General features: G+C 61.6%; 21 protein-coding genes and 1 riboswitch. Of the genes, 9 read left to right on the top strand and 12 right to left on the bottom strand.

The window, feature by feature from the left end:
* Positions 1 to 21: 21 nt before the first annotated feature.
* Positions 22 to 522 (bottom strand): hypothetical protein, encoded by a 501-nt coding sequence (locus tag ACEK02_RS00930; RefSeq protein WP_371419936.1) that lies wholly within the window; start codon positions 520 to 522, stop codon positions 22 to 24.
* A 440-nt stretch (positions 523 to 962) separates the two neighbouring features.
* On the opposite strand from ACEK02_RS00930, the gene ACEK02_RS00925 reads away from it, so the two are divergent.
* From ACEK02_RS00925 to ACEK02_RS00900, 6 genes are all read left to right on the top strand, one after another.
* Positions 963 to 1205 carry a hypothetical protein gene (locus ACEK02_RS00925; RefSeq protein WP_371419935.1) on the top strand — a complete coding sequence of 81 codons (243 nt, stop codon included), beginning with the start codon at positions 963 to 965 and terminating at the stop codon, positions 1203 to 1205.
* Between the two features lie 218 nt (positions 1206 to 1423).
* Positions 1424 to 2305 carry a squalene synthase HpnC gene (gene hpnC / locus ACEK02_RS00920; RefSeq protein ID WP_371419934.1) on the top strand — a complete coding sequence of 294 codons (882 nt, stop codon included), beginning with the start codon at positions 1424 to 1426 and terminating at the stop codon, positions 2303 to 2305.
* Entirely contained in the window at positions 2302 to 3156 is an 855-nt protein-coding gene (gene hpnD, locus ACEK02_RS00915) for a presqualene diphosphate synthase HpnD (RefSeq protein ID WP_371419933.1), read from the top strand. The genes hpnC and hpnD overlap by 4 nt, the downstream gene beginning before the upstream one ends.
* Positions 3156 to 4406 (top strand): hydroxysqualene dehydroxylase HpnE, encoded by a 1251-nt coding sequence (gene hpnE, locus ACEK02_RS00910; RefSeq protein WP_371419932.1) that lies wholly within the window; start codon positions 3156 to 3158, stop codon positions 4404 to 4406. The genes hpnD and hpnE overlap by 1 nt, the downstream gene beginning before the upstream one ends.
* A 42-nt stretch (positions 4407 to 4448) precedes the next feature.
* Positions 4449 to 6422, top strand: a complete 1974-nt coding sequence (shc, locus tag ACEK02_RS00905) for a squalene--hopene cyclase (protein WP_371419931.1) — start codon at positions 4449 to 4451, stop codon at positions 6420 to 6422.
* Entirely contained in the window at positions 6419 to 7153 is a 735-nt protein-coding gene (locus ACEK02_RS00900) for a phosphorylase (RefSeq protein WP_371419930.1), read from the top strand. Before shc ends, ACEK02_RS00900 begins: the two co-directional genes overlap by 4 nt.
* Before the next feature lie 103 nt (positions 7154 to 7256).
* On the opposite strand, the gene hpnH is transcribed toward ACEK02_RS00900, so the two are convergent.
* A complete protein-coding gene (gene hpnH / locus ACEK02_RS00895) occupies positions 7257 to 8426 on the bottom strand; it encodes an adenosyl-hopene transferase HpnH (protein ID WP_371419929.1) in 1170 nt (389 codons plus the stop codon).
* Positions 8427 to 8468: 42 nt separating this feature from the next.
* Positions 8469 to 9413, bottom strand: coding sequence for a 4-hydroxy-3-methylbut-2-enyl diphosphate reductase (gene ispH / locus ACEK02_RS00890; RefSeq protein WP_371419928.1), 945 nt, complete (start codon positions 9411 to 9413; stop codon positions 8469 to 8471).
* A 394-nt stretch (positions 9414 to 9807) separates the two neighbouring features.
* Between ispH and ACEK02_RS00885 the strand changes: the two genes are divergently transcribed.
* Entirely contained in the window at positions 9808 to 12396 is a 2589-nt protein-coding gene (locus tag ACEK02_RS00885) for an MMPL family transporter (RefSeq protein ID WP_371419927.1), read from the top strand.
* Here ACEK02_RS00885 and ACEK02_RS00880 read toward each other — a convergent pair.
* Positions 12386 to 13099 carry a DUF2147 domain-containing protein gene (locus ACEK02_RS00880; protein ID WP_371419952.1) on the bottom strand — a complete coding sequence of 238 codons (714 nt, stop codon included), beginning with the start codon at positions 13097 to 13099 and terminating at the stop codon, positions 12386 to 12388. The two genes, ACEK02_RS00885 and ACEK02_RS00880, sit on opposite strands and share 11 nt — an antisense overlap.
* A 99-nt stretch (positions 13100 to 13198) precedes the next feature.
* On the opposite strand from ACEK02_RS00880, the gene hpnO reads away from it, so the two are divergent.
* The gene (hpnO, locus tag ACEK02_RS00875) at positions 13199 to 14590 is read left to right on the top strand and encodes an aminobacteriohopanetriol synthase HpnO (protein ID WP_371419926.1); all 1392 of its coding nucleotides are present in this window, start codon (positions 13199 to 13201) and stop codon (positions 14588 to 14590) included.
* A gap of 3 nt (positions 14591 to 14593) precedes the next feature.
* On the opposite strand, the gene ACEK02_RS00870 is transcribed toward hpnO, so the two are convergent.
* From ACEK02_RS00870 to ACEK02_RS00850, 5 genes are all read right to left on the bottom strand, one after another.
* On the bottom strand, positions 14594 to 15346 hold the full coding sequence (locus ACEK02_RS00870; RefSeq protein WP_371419925.1) for an anti-sigma factor: 753 nt from the start codon (positions 15344 to 15346) through the stop codon (positions 14594 to 14596).
* Positions 15343 to 15906, bottom strand: coding sequence for a sigma-70 family RNA polymerase sigma factor (locus ACEK02_RS00865; protein WP_371419924.1), 564 nt, complete (start codon positions 15904 to 15906; stop codon positions 15343 to 15345). The genes ACEK02_RS00870 and ACEK02_RS00865 overlap by 4 nt, the downstream gene beginning before the upstream one ends.
* A gap of 79 nt (positions 15907 to 15985) precedes the next feature.
* The gene (locus tag ACEK02_RS00860) at positions 15986 to 16315 is read right to left on the bottom strand and encodes a cupredoxin family copper-binding protein (RefSeq protein WP_371419923.1); all 330 of its coding nucleotides are present in this window, start codon (positions 16313 to 16315) and stop codon (positions 15986 to 15988) included.
* Between the two features lie 12 nt (positions 16316 to 16327).
* Positions 16328 to 17278, bottom strand: a complete 951-nt coding sequence (locus ACEK02_RS00855; protein ID WP_371419922.1) for a metallophosphoesterase — start codon at positions 17276 to 17278, stop codon at positions 16328 to 16330.
* A 77-nt stretch (positions 17279 to 17355) separates the two neighbouring features.
* Positions 17356 to 18975 (bottom strand): GMC family oxidoreductase, encoded by a 1620-nt coding sequence (locus ACEK02_RS00850; protein ID WP_371419921.1) that lies wholly within the window; start codon positions 18973 to 18975, stop codon positions 17356 to 17358.
* 162 nt (positions 18976 to 19137) lie between these two features.
* Between ACEK02_RS00850 and ACEK02_RS00845 the strand changes: the two genes are divergently transcribed.
* Positions 19138 to 20310 carry a M20 aminoacylase family protein gene (locus tag ACEK02_RS00845; protein ID WP_371419920.1) on the top strand — a complete coding sequence of 391 codons (1173 nt, stop codon included), beginning with the start codon at positions 19138 to 19140 and terminating at the stop codon, positions 20308 to 20310.
* A 52-nt stretch (positions 20311 to 20362) separates the two neighbouring features.
* On the opposite strand, the gene gcvP is transcribed toward ACEK02_RS00845, so the two are convergent.
* The 3 genes from gcvP to gcvT form a co-directional block, all read right to left on the bottom strand.
* On the bottom strand, positions 20363 to 23227 hold the full coding sequence (gene gcvP, locus ACEK02_RS00840; RefSeq protein ID WP_371419919.1) for an aminomethyl-transferring glycine dehydrogenase: 2865 nt from the start codon (positions 23225 to 23227) through the stop codon (positions 20363 to 20365).
* A gap of 113 nt (positions 23228 to 23340) precedes the next feature.
* Positions 23341 to 23706, bottom strand: a complete 366-nt coding sequence (gene gcvH / locus ACEK02_RS00835) for a glycine cleavage system protein GcvH (RefSeq protein WP_371419918.1) — start codon at positions 23704 to 23706, stop codon at positions 23341 to 23343.
* A gap of 11 nt (positions 23707 to 23717) precedes the next feature.
* Complete coding sequence (gcvT, locus tag ACEK02_RS00830) at positions 23718 to 24881, bottom strand: glycine cleavage system aminomethyltransferase GcvT (RefSeq protein ID WP_371419917.1); 1164 nt, start codon at positions 24879 to 24881, stop codon at positions 23718 to 23720.
* Positions 24882 to 25023: 142 nt separating this feature from the next.
* Positions 25024 to 25118, bottom strand: a riboswitch (glycine riboswitch).
* Between the last annotated feature and the right edge of the window lie 113 nt (positions 25119 to 25231).

Here is a 25231-nt window from a genome sequence, read left to right as displayed (position 1 = left end):
GTAATGTTATCGGAGTCGGCGTCAGCTCTTGACCATGTTGATCGAGACGCCGCGAATTTCGCCCTTGGAGCTGATCGACACGGATTGCTTGTTGCCGCGGGTCGTCAGCGTGATGTTGGCCGCAAAGCCTGCGGCCTCGACGAAAACATCAATCTGGCCGCCGCCAGCCTTGCCGACCAGATTGCCGTAGACGTTGCGGCTGGCTTCGCTCCAGCTGCCGGAGACGTTATTGCCCTGGCTGGTGACATTGCTGGAGAGGTCGAACTTGTAGCTGTCGCTGGCGCAACGCAGCGTCTGAGCCAGTGCGCCGCCGCCGCCATCCACCTTGTAGGTCGCCCTGCAGCGAATGCGCTCCGATGACCCGTCCGACAACGACACCGTTCCGGTACCACTCCAGGCCCCGTCGAAGCCGGCGAACGGTCCGGACTGGGCATGGCTTGCGGACACCGACAGCATGAGAATTGCGCCTGCGCCGACGGCCTTGATGGCGTGCCCGAACCGCTTTGCTGAATGGAATGTCATGTGAATTTTCCCAAAATGGCGCCATTTAACCGAACCATGCCGCGCCCATCGAAGCTTAGGTGTCCCTGCACCCCTTTAGGTTCAATGGACCAATCATAATTAGACGATTGTAAAAGTAACATGTCACCGCTCACAAGCCGAAGGTTCCCGGAGCGGAACGGGCGGAGGACGGTGCGCTTCGGGACATTTGTCTTAAAAACGTTATTTCGTCCTGCGGTGTGGACATTGGCCGGTCTGGTAGCCTGTGCGGCCACGTGCGCAAGTTTTCGCCGCATTTATTCGCGTCTGCGGTGGCGGGGATGCTCTGTGTCCTGATTGCATCCATCGCCCCGAATTCGCCGATGCGCCTGAAGATAAGGCCTTCCCGGCGATGCGAATGTTTCGGTTTATGCTATGCACCACGCGGGCTGTGAATCTTGCCACCATACTGAAGGAAGACAATGCGTAAATTTCTCCTGGTACTGTCCGTGCTTTCCGCATCTGCCTCGACCGGCGCGTTGGCCCAGCAAAACCAGCCCCGCAGCGGCACCGACGCGGAGCAGAAGGCTTGCACCCGCGACGTGCAGAAGCTCTGCCGCACCCTCATGGATCAGGGCGACCTCGTGGTTCTGTCCTGCCTGAAGGAAAACCGCCCCAAGATCAGCAAGGCCTGCAACGACGTGCTGGTCAGCCACGGCCAATAAGCCCGCCGATATGAGATTACGGGCTCGTGGCCGTCCCGCGAGCCCGATTAAACGTGATCCGGCCCGGCATCGGCTGCGGCCGAAAGCGGCATATTGGCATTGGTTTCACCGGCCAATTTGCCCTATATGGGGGCTCGCGGCCGACCCCGCCTGCCGGTATTCCCGGACCTTGGCGGCCCCCGAGCCATCCCGTTCAAATCCAACGTAGCCAGTTCTGGATGACCCCTGCGAGCGAACTGCGATCCGGCAAGACCGATCGTGACGAGAATTTTCCTGTCGCGTCGTGGATTATCCATCCGCGCCATCGGGCGCTGATTCTTGCTTTCTATAATTTTGTCCGGACCGCAGACGACATTGCCGATCACGCGCTGCTCGATGCGTCTGCGAAACTGGCCCTGCTTGACGAGCTGGAGGCCGATCTGCTCGGTCAAGGCGATGGGCAGGCTGAAGCCGTCGTCCTGCGCGAGGCGCTCCAGACCCGCGGCATGGCTCCGCGTCATGCGCTGGACGTCCTGACGGCCTTCCGGATGGACGTGACCAAGCTGCGCTACGCCGACTGGGATGAGCTCATTCATTATTGCTCGTTCTCGGCGATGCCGGTCGGACGTTTCATGCTCGACGTGCACGGCGAAAGCAAAGCCACCTGGCCGGCGTCGGATGCGCTGTGCGCGGCGTTGCAGATCAACAATCACCTGCAGGATTGCGGCAACGATTATCGCGATCTCGATCGGGTCTACATTCCGCAGGACGTGCTGGACCGGCATGGCGCCTCGGTGGAAGACCTCAAGGATGCGCAGGCGTCGCCGGCGCTGCTGGCCTGTATTCGCGAGCTTGTCGCCAGGACCGAGACCCTGATGCATGAGAGCGAGACGCTGACGGTCCACATCGCCGATGTTCGGCTGGGCTGCGATGTCGCAGTCATCGAGACCTTCGCCTGGCAGATCTTGAAGATGCTCAAGACACGCGATCCCCTGAGCGAGAAGGTTCATCTCTCCAAGGCGAGCATGGCCGCTTATGCACTGGCCGGCATTGCCGGCGGGTTGTGGCGTCGCGCCACAACAAGTGCGCCGCTGCCTCGTTCGACGACGCCCGGCGCATGAACCAGATGACCAGCGAAGTGAATAACAGCGAACCTCAGAGCGAGGTTCAGGGCGTTGCTGCCGGCAGCTCGTTCTATGCCGCGATGCGCATTCTGCCGCGCGCGCAGCGTGACGCGATGTTCCAGATCTACAGCTTCTGCCGCCAGGTCGATGACATCGCGGACTCAGATGGTCCGCGCGACGCGCGGCTGGCCGACATGCAGCAGTGGCGCGCCGACATTGACGCGCTTTATGCCGGCAATCCGCCTGCGCGGGTACGCGACTATGTGGGCCCGATCAAACAGTTCGGGATGCGCAAGGAAGATTTCATCGCCGTCATCGACGGTATGGAAATGGATATCCCTGCAGATATCCGTGCGCCTGACGATGCGACGTTCGATCTGTATTGCGATCGCGTCGCCAGTGCCGTCGGCCGCCTGTCCGTGAAGGTGTTCGGCATGCCGGACGAAGACGGTATCCTGCTTGCGCATCATCTCGGCCGTGCGCTGCAGATCACCAATATCCTGCGTGACATCGATGAAGACGCCGGTATCGGCCGTCTCTATCTGCCGCGTGAGCTGCTCTATCACGCCGGCATCACGTCGAGCGATCCGGACGTGGTGAGAGCCAGCCCGGCATTGCCGAAGGTCTGTGCACCGCTGGTGAAGCGCGCGCAGGCGCATTTCGAAAAGTCCGATGAGATCATGGCGCGCAACAAGCGCCGCGTGGTGCGCGCACCACGGATCATGTCGAAATATTATCACGCCATCCTGGAATTGCTGGTGGCGCGTGGCTTTGCTTTGCCGCGCGACCCCGTTCGTCTCGGCAAGGCCTCCAAGATAGCGATCCTGCTGCGATACGCGATTATCTGATGCAAAAGACCGCTCATATCATTGGTGCCGGCGTTTCCGGCCTGTCGGCCGCCGTGCGCCTCGTCAATGCCGGCTTCAAGGTCCACGTCCACGAAGCGACGCAGCAGGCCGGCGGCCGCTGCCGGTCGTATTTCGACGCGCAGACACAGCTCCAGATCGACAACGGCAACCATCTGGTCCTGTCGGGCAACAGCCACGTCGTTGCCTATGCGAAGTCGATCGGCACCGAGGCCGGTCTCGTTGGTCCGCAGCGCGCGCAATTCGAATTCGCCGATATCAAGACCGGCAAGCGCTGGCAGATAGATCTCGGCGACGGCAAGATTCCGACCTGGCTGTTCGACAAGACGCGCCGCGTCCCGGACACCAGCGTCGGCGATTATCTCGCACTGTCGCCGCTGATCTGGTCGTCGAACGATCGTCTCGTCGGTGACGCCATTCGCTGCGAAGGCATTCTCTATGATCGCCTGGTGCAGCCGCTATTGCTGGCCGCGCTCAATGTCGATCCGCCCGAAGGTTCGGCCGGTCTCGCCGGCGCCATCGTGCGCGAGACGCTGCTTGCTGGCGGACAGGCGTGCCGGCCACTGATCGCGCGCGCCGGTCTCAGCGATGTGCTGGTCGAGCCGGCTGTCGAACTGCTGCGTGCCAAGGGTGCCGGCGTTCATTTCGGCCACGAGCTGCGCGGTTACACCATGAGCGGGGATAGAATCAGCGAGCTGAAGTTTGGTGCCGAAGATGTCGTCGCGCTTGGTGCGGACGACGTTGTGGTGATGGCTGTTCCGCCATGGACTGCGAAGTCGCTGCTGCCGGGCGTGAAGACGCCGACCGAATTCCGCGCGATCGTCAACGCGCATTTTCGCTACGTCCCGCCGGTTGGTCAGCCAGCCCTGGTCGGTGTCGTCGGTGGAATCATCGAGTGGCTGTTTGCCTTCGATAATCGTCTGTCGATCACCATCAGCAACGGTGATCACCTCGTGAATATGCCGCGCGAGGAACTGGCGCAGAAGATCTGGGACGACATCTGCATGATCGCCAATATCAGCGCGCCATTGCCGCCGTGGCAGATCGTGCGTGAGCGCCGGGCCACCTTCGCGGCCACACCTGCGCAGAACGCTTTGCGTCCCGGCCCGGTCACGGATTTCAAGAATCTTTTTCTCGCAGGCGATTGGACCGATACCGGTCTGCCGGCGACTATTGAGGGATCGGTGCGGTCGGGTGACCGCGCGGCCGATCTCGTTCTGGCGATGCGCTAGTCGTTGCGCAGGCAGGCGATCATTCACGACGAGTACGGAGATATGGCGAGCGAGATGCATTCGGTCAGTCCAGAGATCACAATTCAGAACGCGGCGCTCGAGACGAGCATCGCTTCGGCGAAGCAGGGCCTGCTGAAGTTCCGGCAGCCTGACGGCCATTGGGTATTTGAGCTCGAAGCCGACGGCACGATCCCGTCAGAATATGTGTTGTTGCGGCACTACCTCGGCGAGCCCGTCGATGCTGAACTCGAAGGCAAGATAGCCAACTATCTTCGCCGCACCCAGGGCAAGCACGGCGGCTGGGCGCTGGTGCATGACGGCGACTTCGACATGAGCGCCAGCGTGAAAGTGTATTTTGCGCTGAAGATGATCGGCGATTCGACCGACGCGCCGCATATGGTTCGTGCCCGCGAGGCGATCCGTTCGCGCGGCGGCGCTGTCAACGTCAACGTCTTCACGCGCTTCCTGCTCGCGATGTTCGGCATCATCCCATGGCGCGCCACGCCGGTGCTGCCGGTCGAGATCATGCTGCTGCCGATGTGGTTTCCGTTCCACCTCAACAAGATGTCCTATTGGGCGCGCACCACCATCGTGCCGCTCATGGTGCTCGCGGCGCTGAAGCCGCGCGCGCAGAACAAGAAGGGCGTCGGCCTCGACGAGCTGTTCCTGGAAGATCCGTCCAAGGTCGGCGGCATCAAACGCGCGCCGCATCAGAGCCGCGCGATGTTCGCCTTCTTCACCGGCATCGACATTCTGCTCCGCGCTGCCGAGCCGTATTTTCCGAAGAAGCTGCGCGCGCATTCAATCGCCAAGGCGGTTGAGTTCTGCGAAGAGCGTCTGAATGGCGAAGACGGTCTCGGTGCGATCTATCCGCCGATGGCCAATATGGTTATGATGTATGAAGTGCTCGGCTTCCCGGCCGACTATCCGCCGCGCGCCGTCCAGCGCCGTGGTATCGACAAGCTTCTGATTGTCGGCGAGGTCGAAGCCTATTGCCAGCCTTGCGTATCGCCGGTGTGGGACACCGCGCTGACCGCGCATGCGATGCTGGAGACCGGCGGCGATGAGGCGTTCGGTCCGGCGAAAGAAGGTCTCGACTGGCTGGCGACCAAGCAGGTGCTCGACGTGAAGGGCGACTGGGCGGTCAAGCGCCCGGATCTGCGTCCGGGCGGCTGGGCCTTCCAGTACAACAACGCGCACTACCCGGATCTCGACGACACCGCCGTGGTGATGATGGCGATGGATCGCGCCCGCCGTCAGACCGGCGGCAAGGAATACGACGTCGCGCTCGATCGCGGCCGGGAGTGGATCCTGGGCATGCAGAGCAGTGATGGCGGCTTCGCGGCGTTCGAGGTCGATAACCTGGAATACTACCTCAACAACATCCCGTTCTCTGACCACGGCGCCCTGCTCGATCCGCCGACCGAGGACGTCACCGCGCGTTGCGTCTCGATGCTGGCGCAGCTTGGCGATACCGTCGAGACCTCAAAGCCGCTGGCGGACGGTGTGGAATATCTGCGCCGCACCCAGCTCGCCGAGGGCTCATGGTATGGCCGCTGGGGCCTGAACTACATCTACGGCACCTGGTCGGTGCTGTGCGCGCTCAACGCTGTCGGCATCGACCACCAGGATCCGGCGTTCCGCAAGGCGGTGGCCTGGCTGCTGTCGATCCAGAACGAGGACGGCGGCTGGGGCGAAGATGCGGTCAGCTACCGACTCGATTACAAGGGATTCGAGGCGGCACCCAGCACGTCATCGCAAACGGCATGGGCCTTGCTCGCCCTGATGGCTGCAGGCGAGGTCGATAATCCGGCTGTCGCCCGTGGAACACGGTACCTGATGGACACACAGACGGAAAAAGGACTCTGGGACGAGGCCCGTTACACGGCTACCGGCTTCCCCCGGGTGTTTTATCTGCGTTATCATGGCTACTCGAAATTCTTCCCGCTCTGGGCGTTGGCGCGGTTCCGGAATTTGAAGAGCACCAACAGCAAGACCGTAGGGGTTGGGATGTGATTTTGGGCGATGGGGGCATTTCGACCGCGGGCGACGCAATCGACCGCCGGCCGGTATTGATCGTCACGGGACTGGTCCAGGAAGCGAAGATCGCTGCCGGACCGGGAATGACTGTCATCTGCAGCTCAAGCGACCCGGTCCAGCTCCGTAGCCTGCTGGCAGACTTCGATCCCGGCGCCGTCCGCGGCGTGGTCAGCTTCGGCGTCGCCGGCGGCCTCGACCCCGATCTCAAATCAGGTGCCGTCGTTGTGGCCACGGAAGTGGTGGCCGGCAACAGCCGTTGGTCGGCGTCTGAAGTCCTTAGCGACGAACTGATCGCCGGTGCCGGCGTCGGTCGCCAGAAGGTGTTTCGCGGCGGTCTCGTCGGTGTCGAGAAAGTCATCACCGGACAGGCCGGCAAGGCCGCGCTGCGCTCGGAATTCGGAGCAGCTGCCGTCGATATGGAAAGCCACATCGCAGCCGAGTTCGCCGCCAAGGCCGGTTTGCCGTTTGCCGCACTGCGCGTGGTCAGCGATCCCGCCAGCCGCGCGCTGCCGGAAATCGCCACCACGGCGATCAAGCCGAACGGCGACATCGACATGCGCAAGGTCCTGCGCGGCATTGCCCGCAATCCGCTGGTGATCCGGGCGCTGGTTTCGACCGGGCGCGACTTCAATCGCGCGCTACGCAGCCTGCGCGACTGCCGCAGCTATCTGCTGGGTCACACCAACCTCGTTTCCGCGGACGTCTGAGCGCTGCTCTGGCGGCGTTTGCCGGGCCTCTCGCGAATTCAATTTTTCAATGAAAAAGGGCGCGATTTGCATCGCGCCCTTTTTGTATTCAGCTTGAAATCGCTCAGGCGGCGGTCGAAGCCTTCTGCGCCTTTTCCTCTGCCTTGGCGGCAGCGGCGACAGCTTCTTCCTTGCGGATGTCCGACAGGCGCTTCTGAACTTCCGACGAGAACACGTACTGCGCCGGGCGCTGCTTGGTGAGGTCGATTTCCGGCGCCATCGGGCCCGAAGTCTTCACGCCGCGCATCGCCACCCACATGGCCTTAAACGGGTTGCTGATGGCTTCGTCTGCAGCGGTCGGCTCGTAGCCGCAATGGGCCATACAGTCAGCACACTTCTCGTATTTGCCGGTGCCGTAGGTGTCCCAATCGGTGGTGTCCATCAATTCCTTGAAGGTCTTGGTGTAGCCTTCACCGAGCAGGTAGCAGGGCTTCTGCCAGCCAAAGATGTTGCGCGCGGGCATGCCCCACGGCTTGCACTCGTATTCCTGGTTGCCGGCGAGGAAGTCCAGGAACAGGCCGGAATGCATGATGTTCCACTTTTTGCCCTTGCCGAGCGCAAAGACGTCGCGGAACAGCTTCTTGGTCTTGGTGCGGTTCAGGAAGTGCTCCTGGTCCGGCGCGCGCTCATAGGCATAGCCGGGCGACATCGAGACGCCAACGCCGAGCTCCACGGTGAAGTCCAAAAACTTTGCAATGTCCTCGGCGGCATGGCCGTCGAAGATTGTCGCGTTGACATTGACGGCAAAGCCCTTGGCCTTGGCGGCCTTGATCGCGGAGACGGCCTTGTCGAACACGCCTTCCTGCGACACAGCCTTGTCGTGGTGATCCTTGAGGCCGTCGAGATGCACCGAGAAAAACAGGTAGGGCGACGGCGTGAACAGATCGAGCTTCTTCTCGAGCAGCAGTGCGTTGGTGCAGAGCGAGACGAACTTCTTGCGCTCGACCAGGCCGCGCACGATCTCGCCGATCTCCTTGTGAATCAGCGGCTCGCCGCCCGGAATCGCAACCATCGGCGCGCCGCATTCATCGGCGGCATCCCAGCATTCCTGCGCCGACATGCGGCGGTTCAGGATGGCGTTCGGATAGTCGATCTTGCCGCAGCCGACGCAGGCCAGGTTGCAGCGGAAGAGAGGTTCCAGCATCAGCACGAGCGGATAGCGCTTCTGGCCGGTCAGCTTCTTCTTCAATAGATAGGAGCCGATTTTCATTTCTTTAAAGAATGGAATGGCCATTTCGTATTTTCTCTCTGCGCATCACATCGTGACGAAGGTGGATCAAACCGCGGTCAGTTCGGCGGGTAGCTTGAATTCGATAGTCTCTTCACGTCCGGGCAACACCGACACGGCAACCGGTCCGATCCGCCGCAAGGTCTCGATCACGTCATCTACAAGCACTTCTGGCGCGGAAGCGCCAGCCGTGATGCCTACCGCGCGCGCATCCTTCAACCAGGCGGGGTTGAGTTCGCTGCCATCGGCAATGAGGTAACTCGCGACGCCGACTTCGGTGCCGATTTCGCGCAACCGGTTCGAGTTGGAACTGTTGGTCGCCCCGACGACCAGAATGACGTCCACGAGTTTGCTGAGCTCTCTTACCGCAGATTGGCGGTTTTGTGTTGCATAGCAGATATCGCGGGTATCAGGGCCCTCAATGTTGCTGAAACGCTGTTCCAGGGCCAGAATGATGTCCTTGGTGTCATCCACGCTGAGGGTCGTCTGGGTGATATAGGCGACCGGTTCCTGCGGTGACAGCGTCAGGGCCTTGACGTCCTCAACGCTCTGAACAAGGTAAACCGGGCCGGGCACCTGTCCCATGGTACCGTCGACCTCCGGATGGCCTGCGTGGCCGATCAGGATGACCTTGCGGCCTTTGGACATGTACCGCTTGCCCTGGTTGTGAACCTTGGTGACAAGCGGACAGGTTGCATCCAGAACAGGCAGGCCACGGGTCGCCGCTTCCTCCTCGACACTCCGGGCGACACCATGGGCGCTGAAGATGGTCATGGCGTTCGGAGGCACTTCAGAGAGTTCCTCGACGAAGATGGCGCCCTTGGCCTTCAGGCTCTCGACCACGTATTTGTTATGGACGATTTCATGGCGGACATAGACCGGCGCTCCATAGCGCTCGAGAGCACGCTCGACGATCTCGATAGCGCGCACGACGCCCGCGCAGAAGCCGCGCGGCTGAGCCAGAAAGATTTCAAGGGGACGACAGTCAAGCACGTGGTACAAAGTCCATAATCGATTCCGGTATAATCGCTAATTCTGTACCATAATCAGGCACATATCCAGCCCAGCTGGATATTTGAGCTGTTCTGTGTGACAAAAATCACCCAGTGTGCAATCGCGAACCGAAAACGTGGTTTGCGACGACTGGCCGGGTTGCGGTAATATTTTGCGGTTGCGCCACAAGAACCTGAAAACTCTCACTTGTTCGTCACTTTACGGCGTCACGAGGCATCGCTAACACGTCCGTTGCTACGGTGATCAGCACGTTTTATGCCATCCCATCACATTGCTGAAAGCAAAGCGCATCCAGTGCGAAAGTAATGGTTTGCGGAACACTCCCACGTGAACTGCATTCTTCGCGAGCCTCGTCCAAATAGAAAGAAAAAGCGTGCTGACAAGAGTTGTCGTCTCGATCGTGAACTTCTGCACCCGGTTTGCCCTGCCGGTGGTGCTCGCTTGTCTGCTTCTTTCGATTGGCGCGAGCTATTACACGGCGAAGAATTTCTCAATCAATACAGACATCAACAAGCTGATCTCGCCCAGTCTCGATTGGCGTCAGCGCGACATTGCCTTCGACAAGGCCTTCGATCAGGAGCGCCTGATCATCGCGGTGGTTGAGGCGCCTACGCCTGAATTCGCCAATGCCGCAGCCAATGCGATGGAAGCGAAGCTGGTCACCAATAAAACGGACTTCGACTCAGTTCGCCGGCTCGATGGCGGTGCTTTCTTCGAGAAGAACGGCCTGCTGTTCCTTCCGACAAAGGAAGTTGCGCAGCTGACGGGCCAGTTTCAGCAAGCTGCTCCCCTGATTGAAATCATGGCCGGCGATCCCAGTCTGCGCGGTCTCACCGGCGCGCTGGAGACCGGCCTCACCGGCATTCGCCGCGGGCAGATTCAGCTCGACGCGGCAGCACCGACCTTCAACGCCGTCTCGCAGACCATCGAGGACGTGCTGAAAAACGGCAAGGGCACCTTCTCATGGCGCGGGCTGGTCAGCGACAAGCCTCTGACCGATGGCGACAAGCGTGGCTTCATCGAGATCAAGCCTATCCTCGACTTCAACGCGCTTGAGCCCGGCAAGACCGCCACCGATGCGATCCGGCAGGCTGCCATCGACCTGAACATCGCTGGTGAATATGGCGCACGCGTACGGTTGACCGGCCCGGTCCCCATCGCAAACGAAGAATTCTCCACTGTGCAGGATGGTGCCGTCGTCAATGGTATCGGTACGGTTCTGATCGTGCTGGTCATCCTCTGGATGGCGCTGCACTCCGCCAAGATCATCGGCGCCGTCTTTGCAACGCTGTTCGTTGGCCTTGCCACAACCACCGCCGTCGGCCTCATGATGGTTGGTTCACTGAATTTGCTGTCGATTGCATTTGCCGTGTTGTTCGTCGGCCTCGGCGTCGACTTCGGCATCCAGTTCAGCGTGCGTTACCGCTCGGAGCGATACAAGAATGACAACCTGCCGCTGGCTTTGACGAAGGCCGCCGAATATTGCGCAGTGCCGCTGTCGCTCGCCGCTTTCGCAACGGCTGCCGGTTTTCTGTCGTTCCTGCCGACCGATTACAAAGGCGTATCCGAACTCGGCAAGATCGCCGGGGCCGGCATGATGATCGCGTTCCTGACCAGCATCACCGTTCTGCCGGCACTGCTCGACCTCTTGAATCCCGCAGGTGAAAAGGAGCCCGTTGGTTATGCGTTCCTGGCGCCTGTCGACCGCTTCCTGGAGGAGAAACGCTTCTGGATTATCGGCATCACGCTGGCGCTCACGATCGCCGGTCTGCCGTTGCTCTACTTCCTGAAGTTCGACTTCAATCCGATCAACCTGCGCAATCCGAACGTCGAGTCGATCGCTACTTTCCTCGATCTGCGCAAGGATCCGAACACCGGCGCCAATGCCGTCAACATCATGACACCGAACGAGGCCGCTGCGAAACAGGTCGAGGAGCGTCTCTCCAAGCTGCCGGAAGTCGCTCGTACGATTTCGCTCGATAGTTTCGTGCCTGAGGATCAGCCCGCCAAGCTAAAGGCGATCCAGGAGGGCGCGAAGATTCTTGAGCCGGCGTTGAATCCGGAGTCGATCGACAAGGCGCCGTCCGATGCCGAAAACGTTACGTCGCTGAAGGATTCGGCGACAAGCCTGCGCAAGCTTGCTGGAACGCAGACGAGCCCCGGTGCCGTCGCCGCCAAGCGTCTGGCCGATGCATTGGCCAGGACCGCTGAGGCCAGCCAACCGGTGCGCGATCAGGTGCAGGCGACCTTTGTGGTGCCGCTCAAGCTCGCGCTGGGGCAGTTGCGTAATCTGTTGCAGGCGAGCCCGATCAGTTTGCAGACCTTGCCATCCGAACTGGTGAATTCGTGGAAGACCAAGGATGGCCAGATCCGCGTCGAGGCGCAGCCCAACGGCGATCCGAACGATAACGACACGTTGCGTAAGTTCGCCGATGTCGTGCTGAAGTCCGAGCCGCTCGCCGTTGGCGGTCCGATCTCGATCCTGAAGTCGGGCGATACCATTGTCACCGCCTTCATTCATGCGGGGCTTTGGGCGCTGATTTCGATCTCGCTGCTGCTGTGGTTGGCTTTGCGACGCATCAGCGATGTGTTGCTGACGATCGTTCCCTTGCTGGTGGCGGGAACGGTCACGCTGGAAATCTGCGTGTTGATCGGCCTGCCGCTGAACTTCGCCAATATCATCGCGTTGCCGCTGCTACTCGGCGTCGGTGTGGCGTTCAAGATTTATTATGTGACGGCCTGGAGGGCCGGCTACAAGAACCTGCTGCAGTCATCGCTGACACGCGCGATTTTCTTCAGCGCGCTGACGACGGCTACGGCGTTCGGCAGCCTGTGGCTGTCGAACCATCCGGGCACCGCGAGCATGGGTAAACTGCTCGCGATGTCCTTTGTCGTAACGCTGGCTGCCGTGCTGCTGTTCCAGCCGGCGCTGATGGGTAAGCCGCGCGAGCCTAATGAGTGACCTTGTTGATCTCGGGCAGCAGGCAGATATCGCCGATATCGGCCGGCTGTCCCGGCGCGGTCGCTGTCGCGGTTTTCTGACCGGCAGGAGCCGCGGCCTTGGGAGCCCCGGCAGCAGCAGGAGCCGGTGCGGCCTTGGGGGTAGCTGCAGAAACCGTTGGACCAGCCGCAGGGGCCATTTTGGCACCGGTGGCAGCGCCCGCCTTGGGTAGGGCGCCCTTGGCGGTGAGGTTCGAGGGACTCGACGGAATCGACGGGCCTACGCGCGTCCAGGTCTGGCCGCCGCACAGGAAACCAAGGACACAGCCTTCGATTTCGAGTTCGTCAGGGGTGTCACCGAGTTTGATCGTCGATTTATAGAATTTTCCGTCCTTGGCATTGTAAACCTGCCCCGCCCATTTGTCGTTTGCGGCATTCTTCTTCATGTCGATCAAGGTCACGATGCCCAAAGTGGGGCGCGTCTTCTTGGTGGCATCGGGGTTGTTCTTATCGATGCCGCCGGGGGTCTTTTCCCAGGCTACGGCACCCCACATGCTGCCGCCGCATTCGGCAACACGGATGTGGGCGACGCCATCTTCGACTTGCCAGTCGCCGGTCGGGTCTGCTGCAAATGCGGGTGACAGCCCTGCCGAAAGCAAGCCTGCTGAAAAAAGGATTCCGCAATATGTAAGACTGCGCGTAGTAATGCGTGGGCGCTGCAACATGTTTAGACCTATGCTTAAGTAGCGGTTCTCGGCGAAGTCAAATCGCCGCATTTACGGTTTTCAGTTGACGAAACGACCATCAACCGACGTATGTAGCTCATGGTATATCCGAATCTAGACGTTTCCGAGATGTTTGTTGAACGGGAGGCGCAGCGTAGCTCGATGCATACGCGCCACCTCAATGAACAGCTCGTTCGAGTCCTCAAGACCATCGGGTATGACGTTGGCTTCCAGCGTGGCACCGGCCAGTATTTGTTCGACCGGGACGGCGCCCGCTATCTCGATCTACTGAGCGGATTTGGCGTTTTTGCGATTGGCCGGAACCATCCGGTCATGCGGAATGCGCTCAAAAGCGTGCTCGACGCCGATATGCCCAATCTGGTGCAAATGGACGTCTCTACACTCGCAGGTATTCTCTCCGAGAAGCTGCTGGAAAACGTCCCATATATGGACAAGGTGTTTTTCGCGAATTCCGGTGCAGAAACCGTTGAGGCTGCGATCAAGTTTGCACGTAACGCGACGGGGCGTAATGGAATCGTTTATTGCGATCACGCCTATCACGGACTGACCTACGGCGCGCTGTCGCTGACCGACGACACCAATTTCCGCACGGGCTTCGGTCCGCTGCTGTCGGACTGCACCACAGTGCCGTTCAATGACCTCGAAGCGCTTGAGAAGGCGTTGTCGTCGAAGCAGGTCGCCGGCTTCATCGTCGAACCGATCCAGGGCAAGGGCGTCAACATGCCCACGGATGAATTCCTGTCGGGCGCGGCAGCGCTGTGCCGGAAATACGGCACGCTGTTCATTGCCGATGAAATCCAGACGGGCCTCGGGCGCACTGGAAAGTTTCTCGCGATCGAGCACTGGAATGTCGAGCCCGACATGATCCTTCTCGCAAAGGCTCTGTCAGGAGGCCACGTTCCTGTCGGAGCGCTGCTGACGCGCAAATCCATCTTCGACAAGATATTCAATCGCATGGACCGTTCGCTGGTCCATGGGTCGACCTTCGGCAAGAACGATCTGGCGATGGCCGCCGGGATCGCTACGCTGGAGATCATGAAGCACGAGAAGCTGGTCGAGAATTCTGCCAAGCGCGGTGCCGAGCTGCGCCTCGCTTTGCAAAATATGATCCCCGGCTTCGAGCTGCTCAAGGAAGTGCGCGGCAAGGGCCTGATGATCGGTATCGAATTCGGACCGCCGAAATCGCTGCGTCTCAAGGCGTCCTGGAATATTCTGGAGTCGGCCAACAAGGGTCTGTTCTGCCAGCTCATCACGGTGCCGCTGTTCAAGGAACAGAAGATTCTCACCCAGGTCTCCGGTCACGGCAGCCATACGATCAAACTGCTGCCGCCTCTGGTGATCAATGAGGATGACTGCAAGTGGATCACCAAGTCGTTCGACACCGTGATCGCTGACAGCCACCGCGTGCCCGGCGCGATCTGGTCGCTCGGCAAGACGCTGGTTGATAACGCCGTGCGGAAGTCGGCCTAGGTTTCAGCTCGCTCCCATCGCAAGTTCGAACTTGCTGCCGAAATCGGCAAGTTCATCGGCGTTCAGATCGCTGACTGCCCAGTAAGTCAGGCCGCGCTCGCTCCAATGGCGAATGTTGAAGCCCTGAACGGTCTCGATCTTGGCTACGCGTGGCTCTGCATTTGTCGTCTGTGCAACGAACAGATTGATCACGTGGGTGCGCCGCCGGTAGACGATGGCGCCGATCGTTCGTCCATTAACATAATCAAGCCGCCCGCCGATGAGCGTGAAACCCTGCGTGGTGAGATCGACAACCGGTGGCGCCACGTCAAGCCGGCCGTTGAACCATGGCTTCACCGTGTGCCGATCGGTGGAGAGCACGTCGGTGAGGTGCCCGGCCTGCAGCGCGCGCAGATGCGCCGACACCACATCCGACAGAATACGCTGCTCGTCTTCATGGCGAAGCACGACCACGACGAGACCGGTCGCAGCCACGGCGGACAACACTGATCCCATCGCGAAGCCTTTCAGCACGGCGCGACGATCTGGTGTGCGTGCCTTCGGGAGTGCCGCTTCGATGCGCCGACGTAGCTGTGGAGGCGCCGTAAAGTGCAGATCGCTGGCGGCCATTGCGGATCGCATGTCGCGATAGGCTTTCAATTGGGCGGCGCAGCGCTCGCAGGTGGCAATGTGCGCCTCGACCTCACGGGCATGCCCGGCGTCGAGTTCGCCGTCGAGCAATGCGTGAAGAAGGATCTCGGCCTCGTCGCAGGTCATTTGTGCGGCTCCTCTTCAGCCATCCACGCGGTGCGGAGCATCGCGCGTGCGCGGGCGAGGCGGGACATTACGGTGCCGATGGGCGCGCCGACGATGTCGGAGATTTCGCGGTAAGACAGGTTTTGCATTTCTCGCAGCACCAGGATTTCCCTGAACGGCTCGGCGAGTGTGCTCACCAGGCGCTGGATCGTGGTGGCATCGCGACGCCGGAGCAGCTCCGCTTCCGGCGAAGCCTGTGTCTCATGCCAGAGCGGTGCCGCTTCCTGCGACTCTGCCTCAGCGATTTCGGCGATCGCGGTTGGTGAGTTCACGCGACGGGCGAACTCCGCCTGGCAGATATTGCGCAGAATGGCGAACAGCCATGGTTTGATGGCAGGCCCGCGATAGCTGTCGAAATGTTTCAGCGCGCGCAGATAGCACTCCTGTACGGCGTCTTCGGCGGCGTCGGCATCGCGCAGCAGATAGCGGGCCAGCGTATAGACGTCGTCGAGACATGGGAGCGCGGCCTCGCGGAAACGACGCGTTCTCTCGCCATCGTCGTCGGGTCTGTGAGCTGGCATCGACTTGTCCTTGCCGGCCGATGCCCGGCTGCTGGGTTTCCAGAGGCCGGGCATCGTTGTGATGCCTTGGTTTTGGCTGCTACTCAACCTTGATCATCCCCGTCATATGCGGATGTAGCGAGCAAAAATACTTGTAGTCACCCGGTGACGTGAACGTGAAGGAGTAGCTATCGTCAGTGTCCAGTGGTTTCGACCTGAATTTGCCGGCTGAGACCACGGTATGCGGGATATCGTCTCGGTTCTTCCAGGTGACGGTCGTGCCGACCTTGATGGTGAGTTGTGCCGGCTCGAAGGTGAAGTTGTCGATCGTCACCATGAGGTCTTCGCAGTGCGCCGCCGTCATGCAGGAGGCCACGACGGCAAAGATGGCGAGACGGATGCAGATGTTGCGTAAGGCGAAGGATGTCATGTTGCGATGCCCCTAGCCCTGCAACGGGGTGTCTATGATGGCGAGGCGTTCATCGCCGGGTTTGAAGATGATGCTGGCGATGCCCAGCAGGCCGCGTAACTTGTCGTCGGCCACCTTCATGGGGCCGGGCGAAGGCGCTGTGCCCGGTGCAGGTTGTGGAAACGCGGTTGAGCGTGCGGTGTGGAACGTCACGTTACCTTCCACTTTCTGCATCACCTGATGGATATGGCCGTTCAGCACCGTGACGGAGCCGAAGCCCTTGAGGTAGTCCAGCGCCCGCGCGCCGTCTTCAGTGCCCCATCCCCAGGTCGGATAGACCGTCCAGAGTGGAATATGCGCAAACACCACGATCGGCGTGGATTTCGACCGACCGCGCAGGTCGTCTTCCAGCCATGCGAGCTGTTCGGCGCCGAGGTTTCCAAGCCCGCCGGCCTTGAGATCGACGACGTTCACAAGCCCGATGAAGTGTACGCCGCTTGCGTCGAAGGAATACCAGCCTGAGCCCTTGGTGCCGCGTCCGTAGCGCTCGCGGTAGAGCTTGACCTCCTCGTCGATGAAATCATGCTCCCCCGGAACGTAATGCACATCGAGCCGCGCTTGCGAAATGATGCGGTCGGCATCGTCGAATTCGGAGGCCTTGGAGAGGTGGCTGATATCGCCGGTATGGATCATGAACGAGGGCTTCACCGGCATGGCTTTGATCCGGCCGATGGCCTCCTCGAGCGTGCCGATGGCGTTGGGATTGGCGGGCTTGTCGAAGCCGATATGGCTGTCGCTGATCTGCAGGAATGTCAGACCGGTGGGCTCCGCCGCTCGTGCTGAATCGACCAGGCCAAGCGCATGCGGGACACCGCCGGCAATGCTCCAGAGCACGCCGGTGCCAGCCCAGGTCATGCACTCCAGTACCTTTCGACGGCTCAGCCTTGGGTCGTCCTGGGAGTGATCGTGATCGAATGCACTCATCGCCAATCTCCATCGCCCTGGATTGGGCTATGGGGACTTGATCGGTGGAGACGGAAATTTATTCCCGCGAAATGCGATTATCGCGAATCCGTGATGATCATCGACGCGCCTTTTTCCGCGATCATGGCGGTTGGCGTATTGGTGTTGCCCGACGTGATCGTCGGCATCACCGAGGCGTCCACAACCCGCAGTCCGGCGATCCCGAAAAAGCGCAGCCGCTCGTCCACTACGGCCATCGGGTCCGAGGCCGTGCCCATTTTCGCGGTCCCGACGGGATGGAAGATGGTGGTGCCGATATCGCCGGCAGCCTTGGCCAGCGACTCCGCATCGTCGCCAACAGAGGGCCCCGGCAGATATTCCTCGGGATGATAGGCGGCGAGCGTCTTCTGCTTCATCAGCCTGCGCGTGACGCGGATTGCATCGGCAGCAACCTGACGGTCGTCGTCCGTCGAGAGATAGTGCGGAGCGATGGCCGGGGCTTCATCGGGCTTCGCCGAGCGCAGCTTGATCTCGCCGCGCGATGTTGGCTGCAGATTGCAGGCAGCGATGGTGATCGCCGGAAAGCGATGCAGCGGATCGCCGAATTTGTCGAGCGACAGCGGCTGTACGTGAAACTGGATATTTGCGCGTTCGCGATGGGGATCGGAGCGCGTGAAGATGCCAAGCTGTGATGGCGCCATGGTGAGCGGGCCGCGGCGGCGCAGCACGTAATCGATGCCCATCCAGCCACGACGGAACAGATTGTAATAGGTCTCGTTCAGCGTGCGCACGCCGGAGACCTTGTAGATGGCGCGTTGCTGCAGGTGATCCTGCAGGTTGCGACCGACGCCCTGACGGTCAAGTGTGACGTCGACACCGGCGGCGGACAACCACTCCGCCGGTCCTATGCCGGAGCGCTGCAACAGATGCGGCGAGCCGACCGCGCCGGCACAAAGGATGACGTCGCCCTTGGCGCGTGCCTCGATTTCCTGGCCGTTCTGGATGAAACGCACGCCGACCGCGCGGCCGTTCTCGACGATCAGGCGGTCGACCATCACCTTGGTTTCGAGGCGCAGATTAGGGCGGTTCAGTGCTGGCTTGAGGAAGCCACGGGCCGACGACCAGCGGCGACCGCGCTTCTGGTTGACGTGGAAATAGCCAATACCTTCATTGTCGCCGGTGTTGAAATCGGCGGTCTTGCGAATGCCCATTTCGGCGGCGGCATTGCCGACGGCGTCGAGCACCTCCCACGATAGCCGCGGTTCTTCGATACGCCAGCCGCCACCCGCGCCGTGATGTTCGCTGGCGCCGAGGAAATGATCTTCCAGTTTCTTGAACGCCGGGAGCACATCGTCATAGCCCCAGCCATTGAGGCCTAGCTGCCGCCAGTGATCGTAGTCGGCCGCCTGGCCGCGCATCGAGATCATGGCATTGATCGCCGAGGAGCCGCCGATCACCTTGCCGCGCGGATAGGCCAGCGCGCGGCCATTGAGGCCGGGCTCCGGCTCGGTGCGGAACATCCAGTCGGAGCGGGGATTGCCGATGGCGAAAAGGTAGCCGACCGGAATGTGAAACCAGATCCAGTTGTCGTTGCCGCCGGCTTCGAGGATGAGGACGCGCTTGCCGGGATCTGCCGAGAGGCGATTGGCGACGATGCAACCGGCGGTACCCGCACCGACCACGATATAGTCGAAATCACCCTCAAGCCGTGTCGCCATCGTTTCCCTGCCGCATCCATTCACGGTCTCATCCGCCGTGCTCAAAGGGATTAACGGGGCCGGGGGCGTCTGTACAGCGCGGGGTGGGGCCGGTGGGGTGGGCCGTTGGCACGCGACATGCTAGACAGGGATATCGCCGTCCCACTGCATCGAGACCTGACCATGCCCATCATCAATCGCGTCGCCGATCTGCAACCGGAAATCATGGCCTGGCGCCGTGATCTGCATGCTCATCCCGAGCTGATGTATGACGTGCACCGGACTGCGGGCTTCGTGGCGGAACGGCTGAAGGAATTCGGCTGCGACGAAGTTGTGACGGGCTTGGGACGAACCGGTGTCGTTGGCGTCATCAAGGGGCGCAAGCCGGCTTCCGGCGAACACAAGGTGATCGGGCTGCGCGCCGACATGGACGCGCTGCCGATTGAGGAAGAGACCAACCTGCCTTACGCCTCGAAGACCCCCGGCAAGATGCATGCCTGCGGTCACGATGGGCACACGTCGATGCTGCTGGGCGCGGCGCAATATCTCGCGGAGACCCGCAACTTCGCCGGCGATGCCGTCGTCATCTTCCAGCCGGCCGAAGAGGGCGGTGCCGGCGCTGCGGCGATGATCAAGGACGGCCTGATGGATCGCTTCAAGATCGATCAGGTCTACGGTATGCACAACAATCCCGGCATGCCCGTCGGCTCCTTCGCGCTGCGTCCAGGCCCGATCATGGCGGCGATGGATCGCATCTCGATCCAGATCGAGGGCAAGGGCGGCCATGCGGCCTATCCGCACAAGACCATCGATTCCGTGCTGGTCGGCTCGCAGCTCGTGGTGGCGCTGCAGACGATCGTCTCCCGAACCGTCAATCCGCTGGAATCCGCGGTGCTGTCGATCTGCGAATTCCATGCCGGCCACGCCAGCAACGTCATTCCGGGGACCGCTGAATTGCGCGGCACCGTGCGGACATTGAACTCCGAGGTGCGCGATCTCATGGAAAAGCGCATGAACGAGGTCGTCAACGGCGTAGCGCAGCAGACCGGCGCCAAGATCGTGCTTGATTATGACCGCGGTTATCCCGTCGTGGTCAATCACCGCGCCGAGACCGACATGGCGGTGCGTGTCGCCAGCGAGATCTCCGGTGCGGAGAAGGTCAATGTGGACATGCCGCCGGTGATGGGCGCGGAGGACTTTGCCTATATGCTGGAAGCGCGCCCCGGCGCCTTCATCTTCTGCGGCAACGGCGACAGCGCCGGGCTGCATCACCCCGCCTATAACTTCAACGATGACGCGATCGTCTACGGCACGTCCTATTGGGTGAAGCTGGTCGAGACTACGCTGGCGGCTTAATCGACGTCAAAATCAAGCCACCCGCGATTGATCGCGGGTGGCTTTTTTATTGTTACTCTGCTGCCTGTGCGTAGTCTTCCATCGGCGGGCACGAGCACACCAGGTTGCGGTCGCCATACACGTTGTCGACGCGGCCGACCGGGCACCAGTATTTGTCGGTGCGTGAGGTGCCGGCCGGGAAACAGCCTTCCGCGCGGGTGTAAGCGCGCTTCCAGTCGTCCTCGGCGATGTCGTGCACCGTGTGCGGCGCATGACGCAGCGGCGATGCCTCGACGGTCCAGCGGCCGCTCTCGATATCGGTGATCTCCTTGCGGATCGCAATCATCGCCTCGCAGAACCGATCGAGTTCGAGTTTCGATTCCGACTCTGTCGGCTCGATCATCAGCGTCCCCACGACGGGGAAGCTCATGGTCGGCGCATGGAAGCCGTAGTCGATCAGCCGCTTGGCGATATCGTCCACGGTGACGCCAGCGGACGTCTTCAATGCGCGCGGATCGATGATGCATTCATGCGCCACGCGTCCCTTCTCGTTGCGATACAGCACCGGGAAATGCGGATGCAGTCGCGTGGCGACGTAGTTCGCATTGAGGATTGCAAGCTCGGTGGCCGAGGTCAGGCCTGCGCCGCCCATCATCAGGATGTAGATATAGGAGATCGTCAGGATCGACGCCGAACCATAGGGCGCGGCCGAGACCGGCCCGACCGGCGCATCGCCATTGGCCGAGGGATGACCGGGCAGATAGGGCGCCAGGTGCGCCTTGACGCCGATCGGGCCCATGCCGGGACCCCCGCCGCCATGCGGGATGCAGAAGGTCTTGTGCAGGTTGAGATGGCTGACGTCCGCGCCGTAGTCGCCGGGGCGCGACAGGCCGACCTGCGCATTCATGTTGGCGCCGTCGAGATAGACCTGACCGCCATTGGCATGAACGATCTCGCAGATTTCGCGGATATGCTCCTCGAACACGCCATGGGTCGACGGATAGGTGATCATGATCGCTGCGAGATTGACGGCGTGCTTCTCCGCCTTGACGCGCAGGTCGTTGACATCGACGTCGCCGCGCTTGTCGCAGGCGACCACGACGACATCCATGCCAACCATGCTGGCCGAGGCGGGATTGGTGCCGTGGGCTGATGACGGGATCAGGCAGATGTTGCGGTGGCTGTCGCCGCGCGCGGCGTGATAGGCGCGGATCGCAAGCAGACCGGCATATTCGCCCTGCGCACCGGAATTCGGCTGCAGCGACACGGCGTCATAGCCGGTGATGTCGCACAGCCATTTTTCCAGCGTCTTGAACAACTGGTGATAGCCGGCGGCCTGTTCGCTGGGCACGAGCGGATGCAGGCTGCCGAAACCCGGCCAGGTCAGCGGGATCATCTCGGTGGTGGCGTTCAGCTTCATGGTGCAGGAGCCGAGCGGGATCATCGCACGGTCGAGCGCGAGATCGCGATCCGAGAGTTTGCGCATATAGCGCAGCAGTTCGGTTTCCGAGCGATGGCTGTGGAAGATCGGATGGGTGAGGAAGGCCGAGCTGCGCTTCAGCGAAGCCGGCAGGGCGTCGCTGAAGTCGTGTTCGATATCGGCATAGCTGAGCTTGCCGCCGAAGGCGCGCCAGATGGCTTCCACGGTTTCCGGCGTCGTGGTCTCGTCCAGCGCGATGCCGATGGTGCCGTCACCGACGCGGAGATTGATCTTCTCGGCCTGAGCGGCAGCGATGATTCCGTCGCGCTTGTCGCCGACGGTCACAGTGATGGTGTCGAAGAATGCTTCGCTCTCCGGCGCGAAGCCGACTTTCTTGAGACCAGCGGCCAGCACCAGCGTGCGGCGATGCACCGCGCGGGCGATGTGCTTGAGGCCCTCGGGGCCGTGATAGACCGCATACATCGAGGCAATAACGGCGAGCAGCACCTGCGCGGTGCAGATATTCGACGTCGCCTTTTCGCGGCGGATATGCTGTTCGCGGGTCTGCAGCGCCAGACGATAGGCGGGCTCGCCGCGGGAATCGATGGAGAGGCCGACGAGGCGGCCCGGGATCGAGCGCTTGATCGCATCGCGTACCGACATGTAGCCGGCATGCGGACCGCCGTATCCCATCGGCACGCCGAAGCGCTGCGCCGAGCCGATCGCGATGTCTGCGCCGAGTTCGCCCGGCGAGGCCAGCAGCGTCAGCGCCAAGAGGTCGGCGGCGACGACGGCGAGCGCGCCCTTTGCTTTAAGGGCAGCGATGGCCGGCTTGAAATCGCGCACGGTGCCCGTCGTGCCGGGATATTGCAAGATCGCGCCGAACACATCGGCTTTGTCGAGGTCAGTGAGCGGATTGCCGACCTGAAGCTTCCAGCCGAGCGGCTCGGCGCGGGTGCGCAGCACTGCGAGGGTCTGCGGATGAACTTCATGATCGACGAAGAAGGTCTTGGTCTGAACGTTTGAGGCGCGCTCGGCCAGTGCCATGGCTTCAGCAGCGGCGGTCGCTTCATCGAGCAGCGATGCATTGGCGACGTCGAGACCGGTGAGGTCGCAAATCATGGTCTGGAAGTTGAACAGCGCCTCGAGCCGGCCCTGACTGATCTCGGGCTGATACGGCGTATAGGCCGTGTACCAGGCCGGGTTCTCCAGGATGTTGCGCTGGATCACCGTCGGCAGAACCGTGCCGGAATAACCCTGGCCGATCAGCGAGATGAACACCGCGTTCTTGGCTGCCATCTCGGTCATATGCGCCAGCGCCTCGGTTTCGCTGAGCGCGCGGCCGAGATCGAGCGGCGTCTTCTGGCGGATCGAGGCAGGCAGCGTCTCGCCCATCAGTGCGGACAGGCTTTTCGCGCCGACCGTTTCAAGCATCACACGAATATCGGCTTGCGAAGGGCCGATATGGCGGCGGACGAAATCGGTGGCGACGTCGCCGGAAGATTTGTTCAGGGTCATCTGTTGTTCCTCGAACGAATTTCAGAAGCTCGTGATGGCCAGGCTTGTCCCGGGCCCCCACGTCTTCGCTTGTGGCCGAGACGTGGATGCCCGGCATTCGCCGGGCATGACGACTAGGCGGTGTGGGCTTTGTAGGCGTCGGCATCCATCAGGCCATCAAGCTCGCTCTTGTCGGCGAGTTTGAGTTTGAAGAACCATGCCTTGCCGTCGGCATCGGAATTCACCAGCGCCGGTTCGGCGGCGAGGGCGTCGTTGATCGCGACAACCTCACCGGTGATCGGGGCATAGACGTCGGAGGCGGCCTTGACCGATTCGACCACGGCGGCGGCTTCCGCCTTCTTGAGCGCGCGGCCGACTTTGGGCAGTTCGACGAACACGACGTCGCCGAGCTGCGACTGTGCGTAATCGGTGATGCCGACGGTGACGACGTCGCCGTCAATCTGGAGCCATTCGTGGTCTTCGGTGTACAGGGTGGTCATGGGTCAGTTCCTCAACGCTTGTAGCTGTGGGGGACGAAGGGCATGGGCGACACTTTCATCGGCATGCGCTGGCCGCGCAGTTCGGCGAAAACGGTGGTGCCGTCGGCTGCCTGCGCGCTGGGCAGATAGCCCATTGCAATTGGCGCGCCGAGGCTGGGGCCGAAGCCGCCGGAGGTGACGCTGCCGATGGATTCGGTGGAGGTGGCGTTCGCGAACAGCAGGACGCCCTCGCGCACGGGGGCGCGGCCTTCGGGCAGAAGGCCGATCCGCTTGCGCGGTGCGCCGCCATCGAGCTGGGCAAGGATCTTGTCGCTGCCGAGGAAGCCGCCGGCGCGGGCGCCGCCGGTGCGGCGGCTCTTCTGGATCGACCAGTTCAAGCCGCCTTCGATGGGCGTGGTTGTCGTGTCGATGTCATGGCCGTACAGACAAAGCCCGGCTTCGAGCCGCAGGCTGTCGCGGGCGCCGAGGCCGATTGGCAGCACGTCAGGATGATCGAGCAAAGCAGAGGTGAGGGCTTCAGCCTGATCGTTCGGGATTGAGATCTCGTAGCCGTCTTCACCCGTATAGCCGGAGCGCGAGACGAAACAGGCGATACCGTTCACCTGATGCGGACCGGCATCCATGAACTTCATCGCAGGTGCTTCGGGACAGAATTTTGCCAGCACATCCGCGGCCTTTGGCCCCTGCAGGGCGATCAGTGCGCGGTCGGGCAGGGTCTCGATGATGCAGCTGTCGGAGAGATGCGCGCGCAGATGCGCCTCGTCTTCATCCTTGCAGGCGGCGTTGACGACCAGAAACAGGTGATCGCCGAAATTCGCTACCATCAGGTCGTCGAGAATGCCGCCGGCCTCATTGGTGAACTGAGCATAACGCTGGCGGCCGGGTGCCAGCGCCAGGATGTCCATCGGCACCAGTTTCTCGAGTGCCAGAGCGGCGTCTTCGAGTTTCCCGGACTTCGCCCGCAGGGTCATCTGACCCATATGCGAGACGTCGAACAGGCCGGCGGCGGCGCGGGTGTGGAGGTGCTCCTTCAGCACCCCGGTGGCGTATTGAACCGGCATGTCATAGCCAGCGAACGGCACCATCTTGCCGCCACGGGCGATGTGGAGGGCATGCAGCGGCGTTTGTTTCAAAATTGAGGGTTTATCGGTCGCAAGCGCATCTGCAGCAGACATATGACGGGTCCTCGCGGTTCCCCCGGGACCATTCCCGGAGTGCCTGTACGAGCCCCATCTGTCGCTGTGCCTGAGAGTATTATCCCGTCGGCGGACGCCATCAGCCCATTCGGGCTCGTATGGCATCTCTTTCCAGATGCTAACCTGTCACGCGGTCCTTTTGCCTGAGAGTTTCCGGGGCGGTTGCTCCTTCGGCGCCGACCCAAACAGGGGCCGGTCTCTCCCGACGTGACGTCTTTCAACGCCGGCACAAGAGCATGCGTTCCCTGAATCTGTCAACGCGGTTGCTGCACCTATCAACGGCCCTGTGCTGTTGCGGCAAGCCCCTGATCCGCTTGCACAGTTTCTGG

It is taken from the genome of Tardiphaga sp. (assembly GCF_041424195.1).
Classification (GTDB): domain Bacteria; phylum Pseudomonadota; class Alphaproteobacteria; order Rhizobiales; family Xanthobacteraceae; genus Tardiphaga.
This window is presented reverse-complemented; position numbering and strand designations above follow the sequence as displayed.